Source organism: Halomonas sp. ALS9 (assembly GCF_001651035.1).
Classification (GTDB): Bacteria; Pseudomonadota; Gammaproteobacteria; order Pseudomonadales; family Halomonadaceae; genus Vreelandella.
In genome coordinates this window covers 161742-185177 of record NZ_LXRG01000233.1, presented here as the reverse complement: position 1 = coordinate 185177, position 23436 = coordinate 161742, and the positions used below count along the sequence as shown (strand labels likewise).

Sequence of the window (23436 nt, the reverse complement as noted above, 5' to 3'; positions counted from 1 at the left end):
AGAAAAGGATAGTTAAAAAGAGTCGCTACAAAAGAGTCGTTGCGATTATCTATGCGGCTATTGACCACGCAAGAACAACCGATCGAGCGCTTTTAACCCCATCTGTGTCCAGGTAGGGCGACCGTGGTTACATTGATCGCTGCGCTCGGTGCGCTCCATATCCCGCAACAGCGCGTTCATTTCGTCGATCGTCAGGCGCCGGTTGGCGCGCACACTGCCATGGCACGCCATGGTGGAGAGCAAATCATGTAAGCGAGCCTCCACTTGATGGGTACGCCCATACCGCGCCAATTCCTCCAGCATCTGGCGCACCAGCGCCTCAGGATCAGCCTGGGCCAGCAAGGCGGGCAATTGGCGTACCAGTAGCGTCTCAGGCCCGGCAATATCCAGCTCAATACCCAGCTTGGAGATCGCCTGCTGCTCGCTCTCTGCGGTAGCCACCTCTGCTCGGCTAGCGGCAATGGAGACAGGCACCAGCAGCGGCTGCGCAGCCACCCCTTTCGCGGCGGCCAGCTGTGTTTTCATACGCTCATAGACAATGCGTTCGTGGGCGGCATGCATATCCACCAGCACCAGCCCTTCAGCGTTTTGAGCCAGAATATAGATACCGTGCAACTGCCCCAGAGCAAACCCTAGCGGCGGCGCTGCAGTAGGGTCGTTGTCGGGCATTGCCAGTGGTGCTTCACGCACCTCACTACCCCGCCCACCGGGGGCTCTCGGCTGAGGCGTTAACAGCGTCTCTTCGTGATCAGGGTGAAGCGCCTGATAGCCCTGCATAAAGCGCCGCACGCGCGCAGCACCAGGGTGGCGATCCGGCGAGTGAGTCAAGGCGATACCCTGTTGCTGCCAGCGGGGCTGCTCAATGCCCGCTTGTGACGCTACGCTCTTTGGCGCTGCGCCTAATGCACCGGCCTCATCGGCACCAATCTCTGCGGCACGCTCGTCTAAGCCACTATCTGAACCGTCACCTGAACCATCACCTGAACTATCACCTGAGCCATCACCTGAACGGTCGGCCGGTTTAGCGGAGGCTAGGCAGTGGTGGAGGCTTGAGTAGAGAAAATCGTGCACCATGCGGCCATCGCGAAAACGCACTTCGTGCTTGGTGGGGTGAACGTTGACGTCCACCACATCTGGATCTAGTTCCAGATAGAGCACAAACACCGGGTGACGGCCGTTAAACAAAACATCGCGATAGGCCTGACGCACCGCGTGGGCGACCAGGCGGTCACGCACTACGCGACCATTAACAAAGAAGTACTGCTGGTCTGCCTGGGAGCGCGAATGGGTGGGCAGCCCCACCCAGCCGCTTAACCGCAAACCGCCCGCTTCGCGCTCGATATAGCGAGCGTGCTCGATAAAATTCTTACCCAGCAGCGAGGCGATCCGCCGCTCGCGAGCCGCCGCTGAATGGCCTGCCGGGAGTTGGTGAATGACTTTTTGATTATGGCGTAATACCCAGGTGATGTCGTAACGCGATAACGCCTGGCGGCGGAATGCTTCTTCCACATGAGCAAACTCGGTCTTTTCAGTACGCAGGAACTTGCGTCGGGCCGGGGTATTGAAAAACAGGTCACGCACGCCGACGCTGGTGCCACGCGGGTGGGGCGCGGGGGTAACGCGTGCATCCATGCCCCGCCCTTCCGCCACCACCCGCCAGCCGTGACGGGGATCCTCTTCAGCATTAGAGATCAATTCCAGCCGTGAAACAGAGCTGATAGAGGCCAGCGCTTCGCCGCGAAAGCCTAGCGAGCTAACCCCCTCTAAGTCTTCGAGGCTGCCAATCTTACTGGTGGCGTGGCGGGCTAGGGCCAGCGGCAAATCCTCTTCGCCAATGCCAATACCGTCATCGCGCACCTTAATCAGCCGCGCGCCACCCTGCTCAATGTCTACCTCGATACGCTGGCTGCCGGCATCGATGGCGTTTTCAATCAGCTCTTTGGTGACAGATGAAGGGCGCTCAACCACCTCACCGGCGGCAATCTGGTTAGCCAGTCGCGGGTCGAGCACATGAATACGCGGTGCACTAGCAGTCACATCAGTCAACACGACACCTCATGAACGGGGAATCTGCAACACCTGACCAACGCGAATAACGTCACCATTCAGATCATTGGCCTGCTTCAGTTGATTCACCGGCACGCCGTGGCGCACGGCAATCGCCGATAGAGTATCTCCCGACTGAATACGGTACTCGTTACCCGAAGGCCTACGCTGGTTATCACGCTGCCATGCAAGCAGGCTGGCTGGCGGCGGGTAGCGCTCGAAATGCTCGCGCATGCCGCTGAAGATAGCCTGAGCAAGTCCTGACTGATGCACCGGGTCGCGCAAGCGACGCTCTTCGTCTGGGTTCGAGATAAACCCCACCTCAATCAACAACGAGGGGATATCGGGAGACTTCAGCACCATAAAGCCAGCCTGTTCAACGCGTGTCTTATGGAGCCGATTAATCCGCCCTAACTGCTCCAACACCTGCCCGCCGATAGACAGCGAATCGTTTAAGGTAGCGGTCATGGTTAAGTCCAACAATACCCCGCGCAGCACCTGATCTTTATCGCGCAAAGAGAGGCTGCCATCAACGCCGCCGATCAGATCAGAGCGGTTCTCGCTATCCGCCAGCCATTGGGCGGTTTCTGAGGTGGCGCCGCGTTGGGAGAGCGCATACACCGAGCTGCCCTGAGGGCGTGGGCTAGTAAAAGCATCGGCATGAATGGAGACGAAGAAGTCCGCTTTCTGTTCACGAGCCAGTGCGGTGCGCTGACGAAGCCCCAAATAGTAGTCGCCATCTCGCACCAATACGGCTTTAAAACCTTCAGTGCCGTTGACTTGCGCGGCTAAGCGCCGAGCTATTTCCAGGACTACGTCCTTTTCACGGGTGCCAGAAGGGCCAATTGCACCTGGATCCTCCCCACCATGACCCGCATCGACGGCAATAATGATGTCTCTACGCGGATGCGGCCGGGCTTCCTGTACTTCAACCGGTGCGGCATTACTAGGTGGCGCTACGCTGCCCGGCAACTGGCCTTGCGCAGATGCCCGCTGGGCCTGAATTTCCTGATCCCGAATCATCGCCTCAATAGGGTCGATCGGATTCTCAACGGCGCTTTCACCCGGATATTCAAGATCCACCACCAGTCGATGACCGTATTGGTCGTTAGGCGTCAGGGTAAAATGGCGCGGCTCTATTGCTCGGTTGAGCTCAAGCACCACCCGAAGGCCACCACCCTCCCGCGTACCGGTGCGCACCGAGGTAATTGCACTGTCATGCAAAGGCAGCGTACTTGGGTCGGTATCCATTTGGGTATCATCTAAATCAATCACCAAACGCGCCGGGTTCTCCAGCGAAAACACGTTGGCATTGGTGGCAGCGGAGAGATCAAATACCAGCCGGGCATGATCCGGCGCCGCCCACAAACGCATACTTTCCACGCTGGACGCTTGAACATTAACCGCCGCCAGGGCAAAAAAACTGACGGCTAAAAAGCGATATACGCGTGCCGCTGTGCCCTTTATTTCCATTGAATCACACCACTCTCCAACTGGTCGGAACTTAGCTTACTTGCGTTACCTATCTTACTGGCATTGCTTAGCTTATTGGCATTGCTTACCTGACGTTGCAAAGAGGCCAATGTGCGCTCACCTTGATCACTTCCCGCTACTAAGGAAACCAAACGCCCTGAATCCACTACTTCCAGCACCAGACGAAGATCCGGCTCTGGCAGCCATCCTTCACCGCGGCTAGGCCACTCAATAATGCTAAGTGCATCGTCGGCCAGCACGTCTCGACCACCGATAAACTCTAGCTCTTCAGGATCCGACAAACGGTACAAATCTAGATGATAAATCCGCTGGGAGCCTAGTTCGTAAGGCTCCACCAGCGTATAGGTAGGACTTTTAACGGCCCCTTGATGCCCGTAAGCGCGCAGAATGCCGCGAGTTAGCGTCGTCTTACCGGCGCCCAGTTCACCCTCTAGATACACCAGTCCGCGTCCTTGCAACACCTGCCCTAATGCTTCGCCAAAAGCAACCTGGGCTTCTTCACTGTCTAATCGCACCTGCATGTGGGCTGCCTTCACGGATTAATCAATTTTCGCGCATAGGATGCCAGATCGCTGGCCAGCAGGCCACGCTCACCTTCTTCCTCGGCTGCGCGATCTGCCGCTAACGCGTGCACCATGGTGCCCAACCAAGCGCTAAACTCCACGTCACCACGCTGCGCCATCAGCGCCCCTAGCATGCCGCTGAGCACATCGCCCATGCCACCGCTGGCCATGCCTGGATTACCGTAAGGGCATATCACCAAACCACTGGGGCCAGCAATTAAACTTCCCGCACCTTTTAGAATCACCACGCCCCCTCGGGCGCGTTGCAGCGCTAGGGCTGCTGCGGGCCGATCCGCCTGAATATCAGCCACCTCACAGCCCAATAGCCGCGCGGCTTCACCGGGGTGCGGCGTCAATATCCAGTTATCGCGGCGAACATCCGGCCACTGTCGCGCCAACAGGTTCAAGCCATCGGCATCGACTACCAAAGGCGCGTCTGACTGCAGCGCACTCTGAAGCACCGCTTGTCCCCAAGCAGCCTGACCAAGTCCTGGCCCGACTACCACAACGTCAGCGTTGCTGGGCAACTCTGCGGCCTCAGCGCCACCGCGAATGCCATGGGCCATCACTTCAGGGCAGCGCACCAAACTGGCGGTGATATGCTCTGGGGCGGTCGCCAAACTCACTTTACCCGCCCCCAACCGTGCGGCGGTTTGGCAGGCGAGTAGCGCCGCCCCGCCAAATCCAGGGGCCCCGCCCATCACCAGCACGTGACCCATGTCACCTTTATGGTGGGTGCGTAGGCGTGGCGCAAAGGCCTCTGTCAATAACGAATCATCCAAGCGCCAGGCAGTGGGCGGAATATCGAAATAGGCCTGGGCCTTGACGCCAAGAGGGCGAAAATCTATTTCGCCGGTGTAGGCCGGTGCATCCCCGGTGTGCAAACCCACTTTATCGCCAATAAACGTCACCGTGCAGGCGGCCTTAACGGCAAACCCCAATACAGCGCCGGTGTCAGCCACTAACCCGGAAGGGATATCAATCGCCAGTACCGGCTGTTCGGCGGCGTTGATCATTTCGATAGCACGCTTGAAACGCCCCTCTACCTCCCCGCTTAAACCGGTGCCTAGCAGCGCATCGACAATTACCTCGCCGGTGAACGTTATCCCAGCACTCCACTCTTCGCAGCCTACGCCTGCGGAGGTCGCCAACTCTGCTGCACGTGCCGCATCACCGTTTAGCTCCTCAAGGGGTTTAAGGGTTACCCGCTGAACTTTAAGACCGGACTGCATGGCCAGCGCTGCCAGCACATGACCATCGCCGCCGTTGTTCCCGCCGCCACATAGCACGCTGATGCTTCGCGCTTGAGGCCAACGCGATCGGAAGCTGTGCCAGGCACTTGAGGCGGCGCGCTGCATCAATGCAAAGCCATCGATACCACCGGCAATGGTGCGTCGATCGAGCTCCCGCACCTGGGCGGCTTTATATAATGGGCGTAGCATGGAAGTATTCGGGATCGACACGATCGCTCCTTTCACATGTTTTGATGGCTACCAATGCGTTAGCATAGCGCGGCTAACGTCTAACCGCTGAGTATCAACGTCCAATTCCTTTGGCTTTTCATTTTTCGCGACAAAACGGCGCCCATGCTTTCAGAAAACACGCTTACCGATCTTGCTGGCCTGATTAAATCCTGGGGGCGCGAGCTGGGCTTTCAGCAGGTGGGTATCACCGATACTGAACTGTCCGCTCATGAAGCCTACCTCGACGCATGGCTGGAAAACGGCCATCACGGTGAAATGGGCTTTATGGCCAAGCACGGCACTAAGCGTACCCGTCCTGCAGAACTTGAACCCGGCACTCAGCGCATTATCAGCGTGCGCATGGATTACCTGCCCGCTGAGGTGGAGAGCACCAAGGTGCTCGGCCAGCCAAGCCGCGCTTATGTTTCGCGCTACGCTTTAGGGCGCGATTATCACAAGCTGATACGCAAACGGTTAGCCCTGTTAGCCAAAAAAATTGAGCAAGAAGTCGGCGACTTCGGCTACCGCGCGTTTGTCGACTCGGCGCCGGTCATGGAGCGCGCCCTAGCGCAAAAAGCTGGGCTAGGCTGGTTTGGCAAAAACGCCATGCTACTTAACCCTAAAGCGGGCTCGCTATTCTTTCTGGGCGAACTATACACCGACCTCCCGCTTCCCGTTGATGAACCCTTTGAGCATGAACACTGCGGCAGCTGTAGCGCCTGCCGAACGGCCTGCCCCACCGGCGCCATCGTGGACGACAAAGTCATCGACTCGCGCAAGTGCATCTCGTACTTGACCATTGAACTGCACGGCACGATTCCGGTGGAGTACCGCCGCGCCATGGGTAATCGTATTTACGGCTGCGATGATTGCCAGCTTGTGTGCCCGTTCACTCGCTTTACCCATATCACCCAGGAAGGTGATTTTGCGCCGCGCCATGACCTAGACCGCACGTCGCTTATAAGCCTATTTACCTGGGGCGAAGCAGAGTTTCTAGATAAGACCGCCGGCAGCCCTATCCGCCGCATTGGTTATGAGCGCTGGCTGCGCAATATCGCCATTGGCCTGGGTAACGCGCCCTGGAGCCAGAGCGTTGAAGCCGCACTATGGGCGCGCAGGGCTTACCCAAGCGAACTGGTGCGCGAACACGTCGCCTGGGCGCTTGAGGAGCAACGTCTTAAACGCAGTGAGTGCATTGCCACTGACGCGTCTTAAACGCTACTCTTTTAGCCACTCTTCTTAACGATTCTTCTGAACTACTCTTCTTAACTACTCTTCTTAACTACTCTTCTTCGTCGCTGCGCTGATCAACGCGCAAAAATGTATCCCGGTAATGCGCCAGTTCAGCAATCGACTCTTTAATATCGTCCATGGCCAAGTGTACATTCTGCTTACTAAAGCCCGCCAGCGCGCCTGGGTTCCAGCGTTTGGCCACCTCTTTTATGCTCGACACATCAAGATTGCGGTAGTGGAAAAAGTTCAGCAGCGCAGGCATTTCACGCTCTAAAAAACGGCGATCCTGGTGGATACTGTTGCCACACATCGGTGATGAGCCCGGCACTGCATACTGCTTTAGAAACGCTAGGGTTTGTTGCTCGGCTTCGGCGGTTTCCACTTGGCTGGCTTTCACCCGTGCCACTAAGCCCGACTCGCCGTGGGTTTTCTGATTCCAGTCATCCATCTGCGCCAGCAGGCTATCGGGCTGTTTCACCGCGATCACCGGCCCTTCCGCGACCACGTTTAAATCCGCATCAGTAATCAGTGTGGCCACCTCAATAATGCGCTCTTTATTAGGATCCAGACCGGTCATCTCTAGATCAATCCACACCAGCAGATCATCCCGTGGTGCCATTTGATCTTTCGCCGCACCCGCCGCTTCGTTGCTCATTAGCGTTCTTCCTTAGCCTAAATTACGATTAACATCATGTAAGTGTGCCTTAAATAAGTCCGTCAAGCAGCTATACAGGCAAGCGTAGCGACTAGATCAATACAATGACACCTTTGCTAGGTACAATGACCGCTATTGTAACGATCATCAGGTGGTCATGAGCAAACGTAAATTAAGTCGCCAGCAGCAGTGGCGCGTCGATAAAGTCCAGTCGGAACGTGCCCAACGCGCGGAAAAACGCGATGTGCAGGACGCTGAAAAACTTGCCGCAGGCGAATACGGCGCCGAACAGCCGGGCCGTGTCGTTGCTCACTTTGGGCGTACCCTTGAGGTGCGCAACAGCGATAATGAGCCGGTGCGCTGCCACTTACGCGCCAATTTGGACGGCCTGGTCACTGGCGACCGGGTAATTTGGCGCGCTGGGCAAGAAGGCTCCGGCGTGGTGGTCGCCCGGGAGGAGCGCGACAGCGTACTTAAGCGCCCTGACGCCCGCGGCTTACTTAAACCGGTGGCCGCCAATATTGACCAGTTGTTGATCGTGTTCGCGGTGGAACCCGCGCCCCACGCCAACCTTATTGATCGCTACCTGGTGGCTGCCGAAGCTACCGGTATTGCGCCAGTGCTGGTGCTCAATAAAACCGACCTGCTGCCAGAAGATGGCGGCGAGCTGGGTAAGCTACTTGAACGCTATCGCGCGTTGGGCTATCCCGTGGTGCGTACCACCACTGCCACAGAGAACGGGCTAGACGAGCTACGCAGCCAGCTTGAAGGGCGTACGTCGGTGTTTGTTGGCCAGAGCGGCGTCGGCAAGTCATCGCTGATTGATCTTTTGCTACCCGACGAAACGCTGCGCATCGGTGCGCTTTCGGAAGACTCCCGCAAAGGCACCCATACCACCACCACGGCACGCCTTTACACCATGAGTCGTGCCGAGGTGGCCGACGGCGACCTCATCGACTCACCGGGTATTCGCGAGTTTGGCCTGGTTCACCTCAATGAGCAGGAAGTCACCGACGGCTTCATTGAGTTTCACGACTATATTGGTCACTGCCGTTTTCGTGACTGCCGCCATCGCAATGAGCCCGGCTGCGCTTTACTTGCAGCGGTTGAGGCAGGCAAGATTCATCCAGCACGCTTTACCAGCTATCGGCGCATTCTCGATAGTTTGGATAGCTAGGATTTACAGGAGTGAGCCATGAGCACTGAACGCCAATCGTCGGAAACCAACCTGCTGCCGCTGATCGTTGAGCCTGAACAGCTGCAGGCGCATTTGGATGATCCGCAGCTGCTGATTATCGATGTACCGGTCAACGGCGACAGCTATCGTCAGGGCCATGTGCCCGGCGCTATATTCCTCGACTTCCGCTACTTGATGCGCGGCGAAGGGCCAGTCCCCAGCGACGTTCCCGATGTGGATGTCCTCTCAAGGCTGTTTAGTGCCTTAGGCCTGACCCGCGACACCCACGTCGTGGCTTACGATGACGAAGGCGGCGGCTGGGCGGCACGGCTACTGTGGACGCTAGATCTGATCGGCCACACCCGCTACTCCTACTTAAACGGCGGCATTCACGCTTGGCGGGATGCAGGCCTTGAAGAGAGCATCGAACCGACGGCTCCATCGCCCAGTGAATACCAAGCGGAGATTCTTAACCCCGACACTCTGATCACGTTTGAAGAGATTAAAGAGAAGCTTGACGATAAGCAGTTTGCGATCTGGGATGCGCGCTCCAAAGATGAGTACGATGGCATGCGCGGTAACAACAAGCACCTGGGCCACATCCCCGGTGCAGTCAACATGGATTGGCTGCACGCCATGGATCGCCAACGCGCGCTGCGCATTCGCGATTATGCCGAGCTGATCACCGAGCTAGGCGCCCTAGGCCTAACGCCCGATATGGAAATCGCCACCCACTGCCAGAGCCACCACCGCAGCAGCTTTACCTGGTTGGTGGGCAAGGCGCTGGGCTTTAATATGCGCGGCTATGCCGGCTCCTGGGGTGAATGGGGCAACCGCGACGACACACCGATTGAGAAGTGAAAATATTATTGTGACCCTTTCCCAAAAAGCGTTTTCGCTACTCCAATACCCGCTGCCTCACCACGCGCTCTCGCGCCTGACAGGCAAGTTCGCCCAGTGCGATAACCCCTGGGTGAAAAACAACCTGATCAAGGCGTTTATCAAACGCTTTGATGTCGATATGAGCCAAGCGTTGGAACCTGACCCCACCGCCTACGCCACCTTTAATGACTTCTTCACCCGCGCACTAAAAGCAGATGCGCGCCCACTAGGCGATGGCATCCTAAGCCCCGCCGACGGCACGCTCTCCCAATACGGGCGCCTACAGGCCGGCCAACTGGTGCAAGCCAAAGGCCACACCTACTCCGCCCAAACCCTGCTCGGCGGCGACACGGCACTGGCAGAAGAGTTCTTAGGCGGTAGCTTTGCCACCGTTTACCTCTCACCACGAGACTACCACCGGGTGCATATGCCGGTAACCGGCACCCTGCGCGAAATGATCTATGTTCCCGGACGGCTGTTCTCGGTCAACCAAGCCACCGCCAACTATGTGCCGGGCCTCTTCGCCCGCAATGAACGCTTAGTATGTATCTTTGATACCCCGCAAGGCCCAATGGCGATGGTATTAGTAGGTGCCATGATTGTCGCCGCTATCGAAACAGTATGGTCAGGGCAGGTAACGCCACTTTCAGGCCACCCACAGCGCATCCAGTTTGGCCAACCGATCACGCTAGAAAAAGGCGCCGAGATGGGCCGCTTCAAGCTCGGTTCCACCGTGGTGATGTGCTTCGCCAAGCCGGTGAATTTCGAAGAACGCCCCCTCGCGACGATGGTCAGCATGGGAGAGTCGCTAGCGGCTCTCTAGTTAGCTGGTCTCTAGTTAGCTGGTCTCTAATTAACGGTTTTCTAGCAGTTAGGCGTTGAGAATGCGAGCACGTCTTCCAGGCGTGCTTTGCCAAGTGCTAACTGAATCAAACGATCTATCCCCAGCGCCACACCAGCTCCTTCAGGCAGTCCATGCGCTAGCGCAGCCAGCAGACGTTCATCGACATCTACCTCCGGTAAGCCCAAACGACGGCGCTCAGCGTTGTCTGCTGCAAAGCGCGCGCGCTGCTCAGCCGCATCGGTTAGCTCATCGTAGCCGTTAGCCAATTCAATACCGTTCAGATAGACCTCAAAGCGGGAAGCCACCCACTCACCCTCAGCATCTTGATGGCGGCGCGCCAAGGACGCCTGGCTGGCCGGATAATCAACCACCACGCTGAGCTCATGCTGACCTAGCTGCGGTTCGATCACCACGCTCATCAACAGGTCAAGGCAGGTGTCGCGGCCTTCACCGGCCAAAGCCTTGTCTGGCATTTGCGCTCGCTTAGCAGCTAGCGAACGCAGTTTTTCCAGTGACGTGGTAAAAGGGTCGACCTCTAAATGGGTATGAAATAGCTCCCGGTAGCGGTAATGCACCAGCGAACCGGGAAACCTGGGTAACAGTGACATAATGAGAGTAGCGGTCTCATCAATCAGCTTCTCCAGCGTAAACTGCGGCCGATACCACTCCAGCATAGTAAACTCGATATTATGACGGGCCCCGATTTCAGCGTCGCGAAAGCTTCTCGCAAGCTGAAAGATCGGCCCGCTGCCCGCCGCTAACAGGCGCTTCATATGGAATTCAGGAGACGTCTGTAGCCAGAGACGGCGTTGACCTTTATCCGTACGTGCCAAGGTGTGAAGTGACACCAAGTGGACATCCGTGCTGCCACCTTGCCCAAGCACCGGCGTCTCGACTTCCAGCACATCACGCTGGGCAAAAAAAGCGCGTACTTTGGCCAGTAACCGCGCTCGCTCGCGCAGCGTTTCAATTGACGCTGAGGGTTGCCAATCACTGGCCATAACTACTCCTTAGACACACAATTCCCACTTAAAAATGGCCACACACAATGCGTGCGTGGCCATTAAGACATACTAGCGCTCTGAAAAGCGATTAAGCGCGGGAGACGTAGTCGCCACTGCGGGTATCAATTTTCAGCACTTCGCCCTGATTGATAAACAGCGGTACGCGAACAACAGCGCCAGACGATAGCGTCGCAGGCTTAGAACCGCCTTGGGCCGTATCGCCTTTCAAACCAGGATCCGTTTCAACGACTTCCAGCTCGATGAAGTTAGGCGGCGTCACGGAAATAGCCTTATCATTCCAAAGCGTAATGATATAGGGCACCTGCTCTTTCAGCCACTTGACGGAATCGCCTAGCGCTTTTTTCTCTACCGCATACTGCTCAAACGAGCCATCGGTCTTCATGAAGTGCCACATATCACCATCGGTGTAGAGATACTCCATCTCCAAATCCATGACGTCGGCACCTTCCAGCGAGTCACCGGATTTGAAAGTCTTCTCACCTACACGGCCAGTCATCAGGTTACGCAGTTTAACGCGGTTAAACGCCTGCCCCTTACCGGGCTTGACCAGTTCGTTCTCAACGATCGAACAAGGATCGCCGTCGAGCATTACTTTCAGACCAGCCTTGAATTCGTTGGTAGAATAGTTCGCCATAATGCCTCTCAATCATCCATTTCAGTTATTTGTTTCAACAGGTGGTGCGCAACGCCCTACTTTGCCGCAGCCCGCTTGTTTTGTATGCCAGCAGCGTTGTAAATGGCGTCGTTAAATAAGTGCGCGCATGATAACCCGAAGGAGTGCTTTTTGCAGGAGAACATCATTATTGCCGCGTCTGAATCGCAAAGCCAAGGCAGCTCAGTGGCGCATCCCAATTGGCAACAGCAGCTTTCCCATGCCATTCGCGACCCAAAAGTCCTCTGCGAACGTATAGGACTCAGCCGCGAATGGTGGGCAGGCGCCAAAGTAGGCCACGATCTGTTTGAAGTGTGTGTGCCTGAAGCGTATCTCAACAGAATAGCCTATGCCGACATAAACGACCCGCTGCTGCGCCAAGTGATTCCGTTAGGCGAAGAAGCGCTCACGCCCCATGGCTACGTCAACGACCCACTTGAAGAAGCCGAACACCAGCCCGTTAAAGGGCTGATTCATAAGTATGCGGGCCGCGTGCTGCTGATCGCCAGCCCTAACTGTGCGATCAACTGCCGCTACTGCTTTCGTCGCCATTTTCCCTATAGCGACAACTCGCCCTCCAGGGCCCAGTGGCAGCAAGCTCTCGACTACCTTCGCAGCGACACCACTATTCACGAGGCGATTCTCTCCGGCGGCGATCCGCTGGCAGCCAATGATCGCCAGTTGGCATGGTTGGTGGAACAGTTAGAAAGCATCCCGCATCTTAAACGGCTGCGCATTCATACCCGCCTGCCGGTGGTGATTCCCGACCGGGTTGACGACGCCCTCCTTGGCTGGCTAGCGTCGACCCGCTTACAAAAAGTCGTGGTGCTGCATATCAACCACGCCAACGAGATTGACCAAGCAGTGGTCGAAGCCTGCGCGCGGCTTAAACAAGCCGGAGTGACGCTACTCAACCAGAGCGTCCTGCTGCGTGATGTTAACGACGATGTGCCAACCTTAGCTACTCTGTCGGAACGGCTATTTGAAGCGGGCATTTTGCCCTACTACTTACACGTACTCGACCCCGTACAGGGCGCTGCGCATTTTGATGTGCCGGATAGTGAAGCCCGTGAGCTTGTTGCTCAACTGCGCGATCATTTACCGGGGTTCTTGATGCCGCGCCTGGTGCGGGAAATTCCTAGTAAGGGCAGTAAAACGCCACTTTGACGCTGACCAAGCGGCACAAATTAGTGCATAAAGCTGTTTTTTCGCACCATTAAAATGCATACAGAAAATCAGTGCCTTAACTGTTCTTACAGTGCCTGCACTGTAATTAACTGAAATGGAAAGATTTAGGTTGAATCGGCCACGATTTTGCTCTGTATCTAAGCGTAACAAACGGGGTATCGGTAGCTAACGCTGCCAGACAATTTAGTTTCCAATAGATCGCTAGGGTTCCGACACCATCAACGTATTACCCCTGATGGCTGTGGCTGGTCCGAGAGCAATCGACCTAATGCTAAGGCAGAAGGTTACACGGCGGGACAAAAGCCCGGGAGGATAAGGTGCAGTGATGCGCCGATGCCCCCGAGTTTTCTCTTAGCCGCTGGAGGCTGCCATGACCCGTTGCAATCGTAACTCTCTGAAACTGTTTTCCCTCGCCCCCTTATCTACTGCACTGCTGGCTTCAACTATTGCCATCACTCCCGCCCAAGCCCAAGAACGCGATGAATTTAGCGTCTGCTGGTCGATTTATGCGGGCTGGATGCCTTGGGCCTACGCCGATATTGAAGGCGTAGTCGACAAATGGGCCGACGAGTACGGCATCAGCATCGATGTGGTACAGGTCAACGACTACGTCGAGTCAATTAACCAGTTTACCTCGGGCAACGTTGACGGCTGCGCCATGACCAATATGGATACGCTAACCATACCCGCCGCCAGTGGCGTTGATTCTACCGCTTTAATTGTTGGCGATTACTCCAACGGCAATGACGGCATTGTCATGAAAAACAGCGACGAACTTGCCGATATTGAGGGCAGCAACGTCAATCTGGTTCAGTTCAGCGTATCGCACTACCTGCTCGCTCGGGCGTTGGAGAGCGTCGGTTTGACTGAGCGCGATATTGAAACCATCAATACCGCCGACGCGGATATTGTCGGACTCTTCACCAGCGAATCAACCGAAGCCGTTACTACCTGGAATCCTCAACTCAGTGCCATCACTGAGATGCCCAACGCCAATGTTGTGTACACCTCTGCCGAAATTCCCGGCGAAATTCTTGATCTGATGGTCGTCAACACTCAAACCCTTGCCGAAAACCCCGACCTAGGTCACGCCCTGGTCGGTGCTTGGTACGAGGTCATGGAGCTGATGGCCAATAACGACGAGCGCGCACTAACGATGATGGCCGATGCGGCAGGTACAGATTTGGAGGGCTATCGGAATCAGTTGGCGGCCACCTATCTATATACCGATCCCGCTGAAGCTATTGAGTTGATGGAGAGCCCCGAGCTGCTCGACACCATGGAGCGGGTCGCCGAGTTCAGCTTTGAGCACGGTCTGCTCGGCGACATGGCGCCTAATGCGGGCGTTGTCGGCATCGAGACCCCCAGCGGCGTGTTTGGCGATGAGAACAACGTACTACTGCGCTTCAATCCAAGCTTTACCCAAGCTTATCTCGACGCCCAGTAACGGCTTGCAACTACTTTAGCGCGATGGGAGTGGCGTCTGCCGCTCCCCCTGCTCTCATCTTCCGTGGACACCGCCATGAAGCGATTAATAAACCTAACGCCTTCCCGGGGAAGCCGTTGGCTATTAGGGCTACTGCCTTTTTTGCTGCTGGCGATGCTTTATATGAGCCTCTCCAATGCAAGATTGGCAGAAAACCCTAACGACCGTCTGTTGCCGACACCCTCTAATATGGCCAGCACCTTTTATCATTTGGCCATCGCCGAAAATGTTCGTACGGGGGAGATTGTGCTATGGACAGACACCTTCGCAAGTCTAGAGCGCATCGTCATCGGCGTGGGCATTAGTGCCCTGATTGGCTTAGTCGTGGGCATCGTCAACGGCGGCATCCCCATCATTCGCGCCAAGTTCTCACCGCTGGTCACCGTCGCCTCACTGATTCCTCCCATGGCGATACTGCCCATTCTGTTTATCGCTTTTGGCACTGGCGAGGCTGCCAAGATCGCGCTAATTGTCATTGGGGTCACCCCGTTTCTTATTCGGGATTTACAAGGCCACGCCCTACGGCTTCCCGACGAGCAGTTGATCAAAGCGCAAACGCTAGGCGCCAGCTCTTGGCAGGTGCTGCTAAGGGTCCTGCTGCCCCAGCTTACGCCTCGGTTACTGAACGCCACCCGGTTGGCGCTAGGCACAGCGTGGCTGTTTTTGATCGCTGCAGAAGCCATTGCCGCTCAGGAAGGGCTTGGCTACCGCATCTTTCTCGTCCGTCGGTATCTTTCCATGGACATAATTCTGCCCTATGTCGCCTGGATCACCCTGCTGGCGTTCCTGCTTGACCAGCTGCTGGCCTGGGTATCGCGGCTGGCATTCCCTTGGTACCACTCAGGCGAAGGAGATAAGTCATGAGCCTGCTGGCGGCCAAACGGTTAGAAAAGCACTACGGCAACCATGTGGTGCTCGAAAATCTTAATTTCAGCGTTGAGCCTGGCGAGTTTGTCACCTTAGTGGGTGCTTCAGGCTGCGGTAAAACCACCTTTCTAAAAATGCTGTTAGGCACCGAAGCCATCTCGCGCGGCAGCTTAACCCTGGATGATCAGCCCATTCCCAATGAACCGGGGCCGGATCGCGGCGTGGTGTTCCAGAAGTACTCCGTGTTTCCCCACTTAACCGTGCTCGGCAACGTGATGATTGCCGATGAGCTGCACAGTTCCAAGCTGCTGGGCAAAAGCTTCGGCGCTACCAAGCGTCGCGCTGTGGAAAAAGCCCGCGCGCGCATCGACGAAGTCGGTTTAGATCACGCGCTTAACAAATACCCCCACGAGCTTTCCGGTGGTATGCAGCAGCGCCTGGCCATTGCCCAGGCGCTGATGATGCGGCCGCGTATTTTGCTGCTCGATGAGCCTTTCGGCGCGCTTGACCCGGGCATCCGCCAGGATATGCACGTGCTGATCAATCGCCTATGGCAAGAGCAGCAGCTGACAATTTTCATGATCACCCACGACTTAAAAGAGGCCTTCGAGCTAGGTACTCGGCTGTGGGTCTTCGATAAAACCCGCCACGACCCACAGGCACCTGAAGCCTTTGGGGCCACGATCACCTACGACCTGCCCATTTCCAGAGACCGTCCCTCAACAGATTTACAAGAGGCGCTTCAACAAGGCGGTCTGAATACCCACTCCCAGGAGACGCTGCTATGACAGACGCTGTTATCAATAGCCAGCCCGCTTACACCACCCATTTACCCGGCGGGCACCACTGGTCGCTGCGCCTGCGCCGTGGCACCACTCTGACCCTGACCGCGCAGGAAGCCGACAGCAACGTAGGGCTTTTGTGCTACAACCCAGAAAACCTGCTGGAACGCTTAAACCTGCCCGACACCTTGAAGTGCCAGCACACTTTTAAGCTCACCCAGGGCCACTGCCTTTACTCAGATATGGGGCGCATTTTCGCCTCTATCACCCATGACGACCTAGGCTGGCACGACAGCGTGAGCGGCAACCTGATGCCCCATCATCTGCTGAAAAAAGGCTGGCAGCCAATCAGCTATCAGCAGGCCCACAACGACTGGACCCTCACCGGTTTCGACGCCTTTTTGGTCGAGCTCGCCAAGTATGGCCTGGGCCGTCGGGATATGGCCGCCAATCTCAATCTCTTCTCCCGCGTCGAGAGCGACGACGAGGGCAAGCTACGCTATATGCCCGGCCACTGCCAACCCGGCAAAAGCGTGACGCTGCGCTTTGAAATGGACACGCTGGTGCTGCTGCACACCTGCCCGCACCCCCTCGACCCCAGCGCTGACTACCCCCGCCGCGGTTTGGATATCGCCCTCGGCACCGCCGAGCCGCCCACAGAAGACGACCCCTGCTATCGCTCACGGCCGGAAAACGCGCGCGGCTTTGCCAACAATCGCCTCTATCACCTCGGCTTATAAGGAAGACGCCGTATGATTATTGAAAGCACTTTACGCCCCGAAAATGCCTTGAGCCGCACCACGGTGAACGCGGGCGATCACTACATTGGCACCGTTAAGCGTGGCCAGACCCTGCGCATTCTCGATTTAGAGGGCAACCAGGCCGCCGACACGCTGTTCTTCAACGCCGACAATACCGCCGAGCGCTACAGCGCTATGGATACGGTACGCGAGCAGGGGGCGGTCTACCTCACCGCTGGCACTACGCTGATGTCCAGCGAAGGTCGCGCCATGCTGACGATCAGCGCCGATACCTGCGGCCGACACGATACCCTGGGCGGTGCCTGCGCCAGCGAAAGCAACACCGTGCGCTACGACCTGGAAAAGCGCCATATGCACTCCTGCCGGGATAACTGGATGCAGGCGATTGCCAACTATCCGGAGTTCGGCCTGACCAAGCGCGATATCACCCACAACATCAACTTCTTTATGAACGTGCCGGTCACCGCCGACGGCGGGCTGACCTTTGAGGACGGCATCTCCGCGCCGGGCAAGTACGTGGAAATGGTCGCCGAGATGGATGTGATCGTGCTGGTCTCCAACTGCCCCCAACTCAACAACCCCTGCAACGGCTACAACCCAACACCCATTGAACTGTTGGTTTGGGAATAAGTGATTCGCCCTAGGGACGACCCTAGAAGGCCAAGCAACCTGCGGGACGACCCGCCTTTGTTTGCAGGCAGTGCCATGTCCATCAAGAAAACATTTAACAAAGTCCTGATTGCCAATCGCGGTGCCATTGCCGCGCGCATTTTACGCACGCTGAAAGCCCTCGGCGTAGGCAGCGTGGTGGTTTACGCCGATGCGGATCGCGACGCCCCTTATGTCCACCAGGCCGATGAGGCTTACTCTCTCGGCGAGGGCGGCGCCAGCGACACCTATCTGGATATCGACAAGCTGATCGCCATTGCTAAGCAGAGCGGCGCCCAGGCAGTGCACCCCGGCTACGGTTTTCTGTCAGAGAACACCCGCTTTATCACCGCCTGCGACACAGCAGGACTGATCTTTTTAGGCCCCACCGCCGAGCAGATTGAACAGTTTGGCCTCAAACACCAAGCCCGTGCGCTGGCCGAAAAAGCCGGTGTTCCGCTGGTACCCGGCTCCAAGCTGCTTGACAGCATTGATGAAGCACTCAAAAGCGCCGAGCAGATCGGCTACCCGGTGATGCTTAAATCTACCGCCGGTGGCGGTGGGATCGGCATGCAGGTATGCCAAAATACCGCCGAACTTGAGCGTGCCTTTGACTCGGTCAAAGGTCTGGGCCAGCGCAACTTCGGCGACGACGGGGTGTTTCTGGAAGCCTATATTGCCCGCGCCCGCCATATCGAGGTGCAACTGTTTGGTGATGGCCAGGGCAAGGTGGTCGCGCTCGGTGAGCGGGACTGCTCCACCCAACGCCGCCACCAAAAAGTGCTTGAAGAGTGCCCTGCTCCCAACCTGCCGGAACATGTCCGCCAGGCACTCCACGAAACCGCCGTTCAGCTAGGCAAAGCAGTTAACTACCGCAGCGCCGGTACCGTTGAGTTTATTTACGATACCCAGCGCGAGGCATTTTATTTTCTTGAAGTGAATACCCGGCTACAGGTTGAGCACGGCGTCACCGAGATGGTCTACGGCGTCGATATTGTCGAATGGATGGTCAAACTGGGAGCAGGCGAACTGCCATCCCTTGAGTCACGGACCAAAGACCTTGCCCCCAGCGGCCACGCGGTGCAAGCCCGCCTCTACGCCGAAGACCCCGCTCACGACTTTCGCCCCAGCGCAGGCTTACTCACCGAAGTCGATTTCCCACAGGCTGACGGCCTGCGCATCGACCACGCCATCGAGGCCGGGCTTGAGATCTCTGCGTTGTTTGACCCCATGCTGGCCAAAGTGATTGTTCACGCCGACAGTCGTGACAATGCTATTGAACAGTTGGCGGACACTCTGGATCACGCCAGCGTTTATGGCATTACCACCAACCGCACCTGGCTCGCCCATGTGCTGCGCGCCGAGCGTTTTCTGCAGGCGGATCTAGACACGCACTGGCTAACCACGCTGGAGTGGGCACCGCCCGTTATCGAGGTGCTCGCGCCTGGCACGATGACCACCATTCAGGATTTCCCCGGCCGCCAGGGCCATTGGGATGTGGGCGTACCGCCCTCGGGGCCGTTTGATGACTGGTCGTTTCGGCTGGGTAATCGTCTGCTCGACAATCCCGCCGACGCCGCCGGGCTTGAGATCACCCTCACTGGCCCGACGCTGTGCTTTCACCGCGCGACGCAAATTGTGCTGGCGGGTGCCGATCTGCCTGCAACGCTCGATGGAAAAGCGGTCAGCTTCTGGCAGGTGATTGATATTCCCGCTGGCGCCACGCTGACCCTAGGAAAGGCCGCCGTAGGCGCGCGCGCCTATTTATTGGTTCGTGGCGGTATCCAGTGCCCGCGCTATCTAGGCTCCCGCAGTACCTTTACCCTGGGCCAGTTTGGTGGTCACGGCGGACGTGCGCTGCGCAGCGGTGATATGCTCGATTTACCCGTGCTTGCGGCTGTACCAGCGACACAACTTGATCAGGCGCTGATCCCCACTTTTGGCAATCAAGACGGTGGTAAAACCTGGCAGGTGGCCGTACTTTATGGCCCCCACGGTGCGCCGGACTTTTTTACCGGTGACGATATCGAGCGCTTCTTCGACCACGAGTGGGAAGTCCACTACAACTCCAGCCGCACTGGCGTCAGGCTGATTGGCCCACGGCCCGAGTGGGCCCGCGCCGACGGCGGCGAGGCGGGCCTGCACCCCTCCAATATCCACGATAACGCCTACGCCTTCGGCACTATCGACTTTACCGGCGATATGCCGGTCATCCTCGGCCCCGACGGGCCATCACTGGGCGGCTTTGTCTGCCCCGCCACCGTGGTGCGCGCCGAGCGCTGGAAGCTGGGGCAGCTCGCCGCGGGCGATAAAGTGCGCTTTGTGCCAGTCAGCCTTGCCACCGCCCGCGCCGTTGAAGAGCGCCAGCTAAAACAACTGGCGTCTCTCACCGTAGTGCCCGTCGAAGAGATTCAGCCCGAGCGCGACACTCCCATCGTCCGCGATGTGCCCACCGAGCAGGCCGGTGAGCGCATTGTTTACCGCCGCGCCGGGGATGATTTTCTGCTCATCGAGTTCGGGGCCATGGAGCTAGATATTGCGCTGCGCTTTCGGGTTCACGCCTGGATGCTGTGGTTACAGCAACACTCGCTACCCGGCCTGCGGGAATTAACCCCTGGGATTCGCTCGCTGCAGATTCACTACGAGCCATTGGAACTACCCCTGGATGAGCTGCTCGCCCATCTGCAAAACGCCGAGCAGGCGTTGGTCGATGTGGAGTCATTGGAGGTCGAGTCACGGGTAGTGCATCTACCGCTCTCCTGGGACGACCCAGCCTGCCAGGAAGCCATCGATAAATACCAGCGCAGCGTGCGCCCGGATGCGCCCTGGTGCCCCAGCAACCTGGATTTTATTCGCCGTATCAACGCCCTGGAAAGCGAACAGCAAGTGCGCGATATCGTCTTCGATGCCAGCTATCTGGTGATGGGCCTGGGGGATGTCTATCTGGGTGCGCCGGTGGCGACCCCACTTGATCCCCGCCAGCGCTTGGTCACCACCAAGTACAATCCCGCGCGCACCTGGACAGCGGAAAACTCCGTGGGCATTGGCGGTGCTTACCTGTGCGTTTACGGCATGGAGGGCCCCGGCGGCTACCAGTTTGTTGGCCGTACACTGCAAATGTGGAACCGCTACCGCACCACGGCGCACTTCGAGAACCCCTGGCTGCTGCGCTTTTTTGACCAGTTGCGCTTTCATGACGTCAGCCACGATGAGTTGGAGCAAATTCGCCGCGACTTCCCCCACGGCCGCTATGACTTAGCCATTGAAACCGCCCGCTTCCGCTTGGCGGACTATCAGGCCGAGATCGATAAGAACGCCGAGGCAATTGAGGCCTTTCGATCAAAACGCGAAGCCGCCTTCCAGGCAGAAATGGCCGCTTGGCGGGCCAATGGCCAGTTCACCTTTGAGGATCAAGCCCCGGAAAGCGTCGAGGTCGCAGCGCTAAATGACGATGAACTCGGCATCGAAAGCCCCGTCACCGGCAGTCTGTGGAAGTTACTGGTGAAAGAAGGCGAGCAGGTAACCGCTGGCCAGCCGGTGGCGCTGGTGGAGTCGATGAAAATGGAAGTTGAGATCACCGCCCACTGCGCAGGTCACGTTGTGCGGCTACCGATTGCTGAAGGCGCGTCCATTGCCGCTGGTCAGCCACTCGTTGTGCTTAGCAGTGAATAGGAGGCGCAATGCTGACCAGTGAACATTGCTTTTATCACCTTCCGTCACAGTTAATGAATACAGGAGTTTACTTATGCCACATCGCCTAGCCCTCGACATCACAAGCCTTCACACCGCCTACCAGCAGGGTGAGCTCACCCCTGCTTCGTTGATCGACGAGCTGCTCGCCCAAGCGGACGCCCACGGTAAAGAGCCCGCCTGGATTACTCGCTTGACCCGTGAGCAGCTGGAACCTCACCTCAAGCGCCTGGAAGGCGAATCGCCGCAAACCTTGCCGCTTTACGGCATTCCGTTTGCGATGAAGGACAATATCGATCTCGCTGGCATCCCCACCACGGCGGGTAGCCCGGCGTATGCCTATACACCCACCGAAAATGCCTTTGTGGTGCAGCAATTGATCGATGCGGGCGCCATTCCCATGGGAAAAACCAACCTGGATCAGTTCGCGACGGGCTTGGTGGGCGAACGAGCACTGGAAGTTTACGGCACTCCTGCCAATGCCTTCGACCCGATGCTGGTGCCCGGTGGCTCCAGCAGTGGCTCGGCAGTAGTGACGGCAGCGGGTATGGTCAGCTTTGCGCTGGGTACCGATACCGCGGGCTCTGGCCGTGTCCCCGCCTGCTTTCATAACCTTTACGGGGTTAAGCCGAGCTTAGGGCTGCTTAGCACCCGCGGCGTGGTGCCCGCCTGCGCCACGCTGGATACCATCAGCCTGTTTGCACTGACCGCTGACGATGGTGCCAAGGTGCTGGATATTACCGCGGCCTATGATAACCAGTGCGCCTGGTCACGCCAGCATGACTTTGCCGTACACGGCAAGCGCTACGGTAAGGCGCCTACGGCGTTTCGCTTCGGTGTACCGCTTGAATCCCAGTGGCAAACCGATGCGGCCTATACCCAAGGCATGCACCTGGCCATTGCCGAGCTGGAAGCCCTTGGCGGCAAAAAGGTTGAGCTTGACTATTCACCGCTACTGGCCGCAGCGCGTTTGCTCTACGAAGGGCCATGGGTGGCCGAGCGTTACCATGTGATTCGCGACCTGATGGCGAGTACTCCCGAGGCAGTACACCCGGTCACTTTCCAGATCACCCAAGGTGGCGCCACGCCACTGGCGGTCGACGCCTTCGATGCGCGCTATAAGCTCGCCGAGTACAAGCGCCAGGCCGACGCAATCATCAGTCAGGTGAATGTGATGCTCTCGCCCACCACCGTCACGCATCCAAGCAAGGCCGAGGTAGCGGCGGATCCCATCGGCGTTAACTCCCGCTTGGGCACTTGGACCAACTTTATGAACTTGCTCGACTACAGTGCTCTGGCGGTGCCGGTGGGCTTTAGCGAGCGCGATTTGCCGGTGGGCGTCACGCTGTTTGGGCCGGTGTTTGCTGACTTAACGCTACTCTCCCTGGCCCGTGCCCTTGAAGCGCGCTTGATGCTGCCGTTAGGGGCCACAGGCGTAAAACACCCACCGCTGGTCGAACTCCCCGTTGCTACCCAAGATGGCAGCATGGAGCTGGTGGTATGCGGTGCGCACCTGCAAGGCTTGCCGCTTAATCACCAGTTGACTGAACGCGGCGGCGTATTGGTGAGCACCACCCAAAGCGCACCGCGCTACAAACTGTTTGCCTTGGCAGGCGGGCCGCCTAAACGCCCGGCAATGCTTCGCGACGACAACGGCCAAGCCATTGACGTAGAAGTATGGCGACTGCCGATTGCGACCCTGGGGAGTTTTCTCGCGGGCATTCCTACCCCACTCGGTTTAGGCCAGGTGGAGCTCGCCGACGGTAGTTGGAAGTGTGGTTTTATCTGCACTGCAGGGGCGCTTAATGAAGGCGGTGAAGCAGAAGACATTACCGAGTTTGGCGGCTGGCGGGGGTGGCTGGCGAGTCGATCATAGCGCTAATACGAGGCCCATCGGCATGTGGAGCACTGCGCAGGGGCCTCTTTAACTATTTTTTAACTGAAACAAGTTTTAACTGACATATGTTTTCACTGAGATAT

Annotated in this window: 19 protein-coding genes and 1 riboswitch; of the genes, 12 read left to right on the top strand and 7 right to left on the bottom strand. The window is 57.5% G+C overall.

All coding sequences use genetic code 11. From position 1 onward, the window contains the following. Window positions 1-57 precede the first annotated feature (57 nt). From mutL to A6R74_RS21415, 4 genes are read right to left on the bottom strand one after another with little or no spacing between them, the layout of a single operon-like run. Window positions 58-2037: a DNA mismatch repair endonuclease MutL gene (mutL, locus tag A6R74_RS21430; protein WP_064236618.1), complete on the bottom strand. Its 1980-nt coding sequence runs from the start codon at window positions 2035-2037 to the stop codon at window positions 58-60. 18 nt (window positions 2038-2055) lie between these two features. Continuing rightward, the gene (locus A6R74_RS21425; RefSeq protein ID WP_064236505.1) at window positions 2056-3519 is read right to left on the bottom strand and encodes an N-acetylmuramoyl-L-alanine amidase; all 1464 of its coding nucleotides are present in this window, start codon (window positions 3517-3519) and stop codon (window positions 2056-2058) included. Then, window positions 3510-4061: a tRNA (adenosine(37)-N6)-threonylcarbamoyltransferase complex ATPase subunit type 1 TsaE gene (tsaE, locus tag A6R74_RS21420; protein ID WP_064236504.1), complete on the bottom strand. Its 552-nt coding sequence runs from the start codon at window positions 4059-4061 to the stop codon at window positions 3510-3512. Before tsaE ends, A6R74_RS21425 begins: the two co-directional genes overlap by 10 nt. 11 nt (window positions 4062-4072) lie before the next feature. After that, the gene (locus A6R74_RS21415) at window positions 4073-5545 is read right to left on the bottom strand and encodes a bifunctional ADP-dependent NAD(P)H-hydrate dehydratase/NAD(P)H-hydrate epimerase (protein WP_064236503.1); all 1473 of its coding nucleotides are present in this window, start codon (window positions 5543-5545) and stop codon (window positions 4073-4075) included. Between the two features lie 144 nt (window positions 5546-5689). Here A6R74_RS21415 and queG point away from each other — a divergent pair, with 144 nt between their 5' ends. Further along, window positions 5690-6781, top strand: a complete 1092-nt coding sequence (queG, locus tag A6R74_RS21410; protein ID WP_064236502.1) for a tRNA epoxyqueuosine(34) reductase QueG — start codon at window positions 5690-5692, stop codon at window positions 6779-6781. 67 nt (window positions 6782-6848) lie between these two features. On the opposite strand, the gene orn is transcribed toward queG, so the two are convergent. Then, complete coding sequence (gene orn / locus A6R74_RS21405; protein WP_082906776.1) at window positions 6849-7454, bottom strand: oligoribonuclease; 606 nt, start codon at window positions 7452-7454, stop codon at window positions 6849-6851. Window positions 7455-7611: 157 nt separating this feature from the next. Here orn and rsgA point away from each other — a divergent pair, with 157 nt between their 5' ends. From rsgA to asd, 3 genes are read left to right on the top strand one after another with little or no spacing between them, the layout of a single operon-like run. Then, window positions 7612-8631 (top strand): small ribosomal subunit biogenesis GTPase RsgA, encoded by a 1020-nt coding sequence (gene rsgA, locus A6R74_RS21400; RefSeq protein WP_064236501.1) that lies wholly within the window; start codon window positions 7612-7614, stop codon window positions 8629-8631. An 18-nt stretch (window positions 8632-8649) separates the two neighbouring features. After that, window positions 8650-9492 carry a sulfurtransferase gene (locus A6R74_RS21395; protein ID WP_064236500.1) on the top strand — a complete coding sequence of 281 codons (843 nt, stop codon included), beginning with the start codon at window positions 8650-8652 and terminating at the stop codon, window positions 9490-9492. A 10-nt stretch (window positions 9493-9502) separates the two neighbouring features. Further along, on the top strand, window positions 9503-10336 hold the full coding sequence (asd, locus tag A6R74_RS21390) for an archaetidylserine decarboxylase (protein ID WP_064236499.1): 834 nt from the start codon (window positions 9503-9505) through the stop codon (window positions 10334-10336). Between the two features lie 41 nt (window positions 10337-10377). Here the strand turns inward: asd and epmA are convergent, their stop codons facing one another. After that, on the bottom strand, window positions 10378-11358 hold the full coding sequence (gene epmA / locus A6R74_RS21385; protein ID WP_064236498.1) for an EF-P lysine aminoacylase EpmA: 981 nt from the start codon (window positions 11356-11358) through the stop codon (window positions 10378-10380). Between the two features lie 91 nt (window positions 11359-11449). After that, window positions 11450-12016, bottom strand: a complete 567-nt coding sequence (gene efp / locus A6R74_RS21380) for an elongation factor P (protein WP_007114636.1) — start codon at window positions 12014-12016, stop codon at window positions 11450-11452. Window positions 12017-12166: 150 nt separating this feature from the next. On the opposite strand from efp, the gene epmB reads away from it, so the two are divergent. From epmB to atzF, 8 genes are all read left to right on the top strand, one after another. Beyond that, window positions 12167-13201: an EF-P beta-lysylation protein EpmB gene (epmB, locus tag A6R74_RS21375; RefSeq protein WP_064236497.1), complete on the top strand. Its 1035-nt coding sequence runs from the start codon at window positions 12167-12169 to the stop codon at window positions 13199-13201. A gap of 211 nt (window positions 13202-13412) precedes the next feature. Then, a riboswitch (guanidine-I (ykkC/yxkD leader) is annotated at window positions 13413-13535 on the top strand. A 57-nt stretch (window positions 13536-13592) separates the two neighbouring features. Beyond that, a complete protein-coding gene (locus A6R74_RS21370) occupies window positions 13593-14669 on the top strand; it encodes a putative urea ABC transporter substrate-binding protein (RefSeq protein ID WP_064236496.1) in 1077 nt (358 codons plus the stop codon). Between the two features lie 75 nt (window positions 14670-14744). After that, the gene (locus A6R74_RS21365) at window positions 14745-15572 is read left to right on the top strand and encodes an ABC transporter permease (RefSeq protein ID WP_064236495.1); all 828 of its coding nucleotides are present in this window, start codon (window positions 14745-14747) and stop codon (window positions 15570-15572) included. Then, window positions 15569-16363 carry an ABC transporter ATP-binding protein gene (locus tag A6R74_RS21360; RefSeq protein ID WP_064236494.1) on the top strand — a complete coding sequence of 265 codons (795 nt, stop codon included), beginning with the start codon at window positions 15569-15571 and terminating at the stop codon, window positions 16361-16363. The genes A6R74_RS21365 and A6R74_RS21360 overlap by 4 nt, the downstream gene beginning before the upstream one ends. Then, complete coding sequence (locus A6R74_RS21355) at window positions 16360-17097, top strand: urea amidolyase associated protein UAAP1 (protein ID WP_064236493.1); 738 nt, start codon at window positions 16360-16362, stop codon at window positions 17095-17097. The genes A6R74_RS21360 and A6R74_RS21355 overlap by 4 nt, the downstream gene beginning before the upstream one ends. A 12-nt stretch (window positions 17098-17109) precedes the next feature. Next, complete coding sequence (locus A6R74_RS21350) at window positions 17110-17748, top strand: urea amidolyase associated protein UAAP2 (RefSeq protein WP_064236492.1); 639 nt, start codon at window positions 17110-17112, stop codon at window positions 17746-17748. 75 nt (window positions 17749-17823) lie between these two features. Further along, complete coding sequence (gene uca, locus A6R74_RS21345; RefSeq protein WP_064236491.1) at window positions 17824-21438, top strand: urea carboxylase; 3615 nt, start codon at window positions 17824-17826, stop codon at window positions 21436-21438. Between the two features lie 73 nt (window positions 21439-21511). After that, window positions 21512-23332, top strand: coding sequence for an allophanate hydrolase (atzF, locus tag A6R74_RS21340; protein WP_064236490.1), 1821 nt, complete (start codon window positions 21512-21514; stop codon window positions 23330-23332). The last annotated feature ends 104 nt before the right edge of the window (window positions 23333-23436 follow it).

What these genes read in the sequence shown, in the direction of transcription:
- tsaE (WP_064236504.1), bottom strand. Translation starts at nt 4,061, where the DNA reads ATGCAGGTGCGATTAGACAGTGAAGAAGCCCAGGTTGCTTTTGGCGAA.
- A6R74_RS21415 (WP_064236503.1), bottom strand. Translation starts at nt 5,545, where the DNA reads ATGCTACGCCCATTATATAAAGCCGCCCAGGTGCGGGAGCTCGATCGA.
- A6R74_RS21370 (WP_064236496.1), top strand. Translation starts at nt 13,593, where the DNA reads ATGACCCGTTGCAATCGTAACTCTCTGAAACTGTTTTCCCTCGCCCCC.
- efp (WP_007114636.1), bottom strand. Translation starts at nt 12,016, where the DNA reads ATGGCGAACTATTCTACCAACGAATTCAAGGCTGGTCTGAAAGTAATG.
- queG (WP_064236502.1), top strand. Translation starts at nt 5,690, where the DNA reads ATGCTTTCAGAAAACACGCTTACCGATCTTGCTGGCCTGATTAAATCC.
- A6R74_RS21365 (WP_064236495.1), top strand. Translation starts at nt 14,745, where the DNA reads ATGAAGCGATTAATAAACCTAACGCCTTCCCGGGGAAGCCGTTGGCTA.
- epmA (WP_064236498.1), bottom strand. Translation starts at nt 11,358, where the DNA reads ATGGCCAGTGATTGGCAACCCTCAGCGTCAATTGAAACGCTGCGCGAG.
- A6R74_RS21355 (WP_064236493.1), top strand. Translation starts at nt 16,360, where the DNA reads ATGACAGACGCTGTTATCAATAGCCAGCCCGCTTACACCACCCATTTA.
- orn (WP_082906776.1), bottom strand. Translation starts at nt 7,454, where the DNA reads ATGAGCAACGAAGCGGCGGGTGCGGCGAAAGATCAAATGGCACCACGG.
- A6R74_RS21360 (WP_064236494.1), top strand. Translation starts at nt 15,569, where the DNA reads ATGAGCCTGCTGGCGGCCAAACGGTTAGAAAAGCACTACGGCAACCAT.
- A6R74_RS21425 (WP_064236505.1), bottom strand. Translation starts at nt 3,519, where the DNA reads ATGGAAATAAAGGGCACAGCGGCACGCGTATATCGCTTTTTAGCCGTC.
- A6R74_RS21395 (WP_064236500.1), top strand. Translation starts at nt 8,650, where the DNA reads ATGAGCACTGAACGCCAATCGTCGGAAACCAACCTGCTGCCGCTGATC.
- uca (WP_064236491.1), top strand. Translation starts at nt 17,824, where the DNA reads ATGTCCATCAAGAAAACATTTAACAAAGTCCTGATTGCCAATCGCGGT.
- A6R74_RS21350 (WP_064236492.1), top strand. Translation starts at nt 17,110, where the DNA reads ATGATTATTGAAAGCACTTTACGCCCCGAAAATGCCTTGAGCCGCACC.
- rsgA (WP_064236501.1), top strand. Translation starts at nt 7,612, where the DNA reads ATGAGCAAACGTAAATTAAGTCGCCAGCAGCAGTGGCGCGTCGATAAA.
- atzF (WP_064236490.1), top strand. Translation starts at nt 21,512, where the DNA reads ATGCCACATCGCCTAGCCCTCGACATCACAAGCCTTCACACCGCCTAC.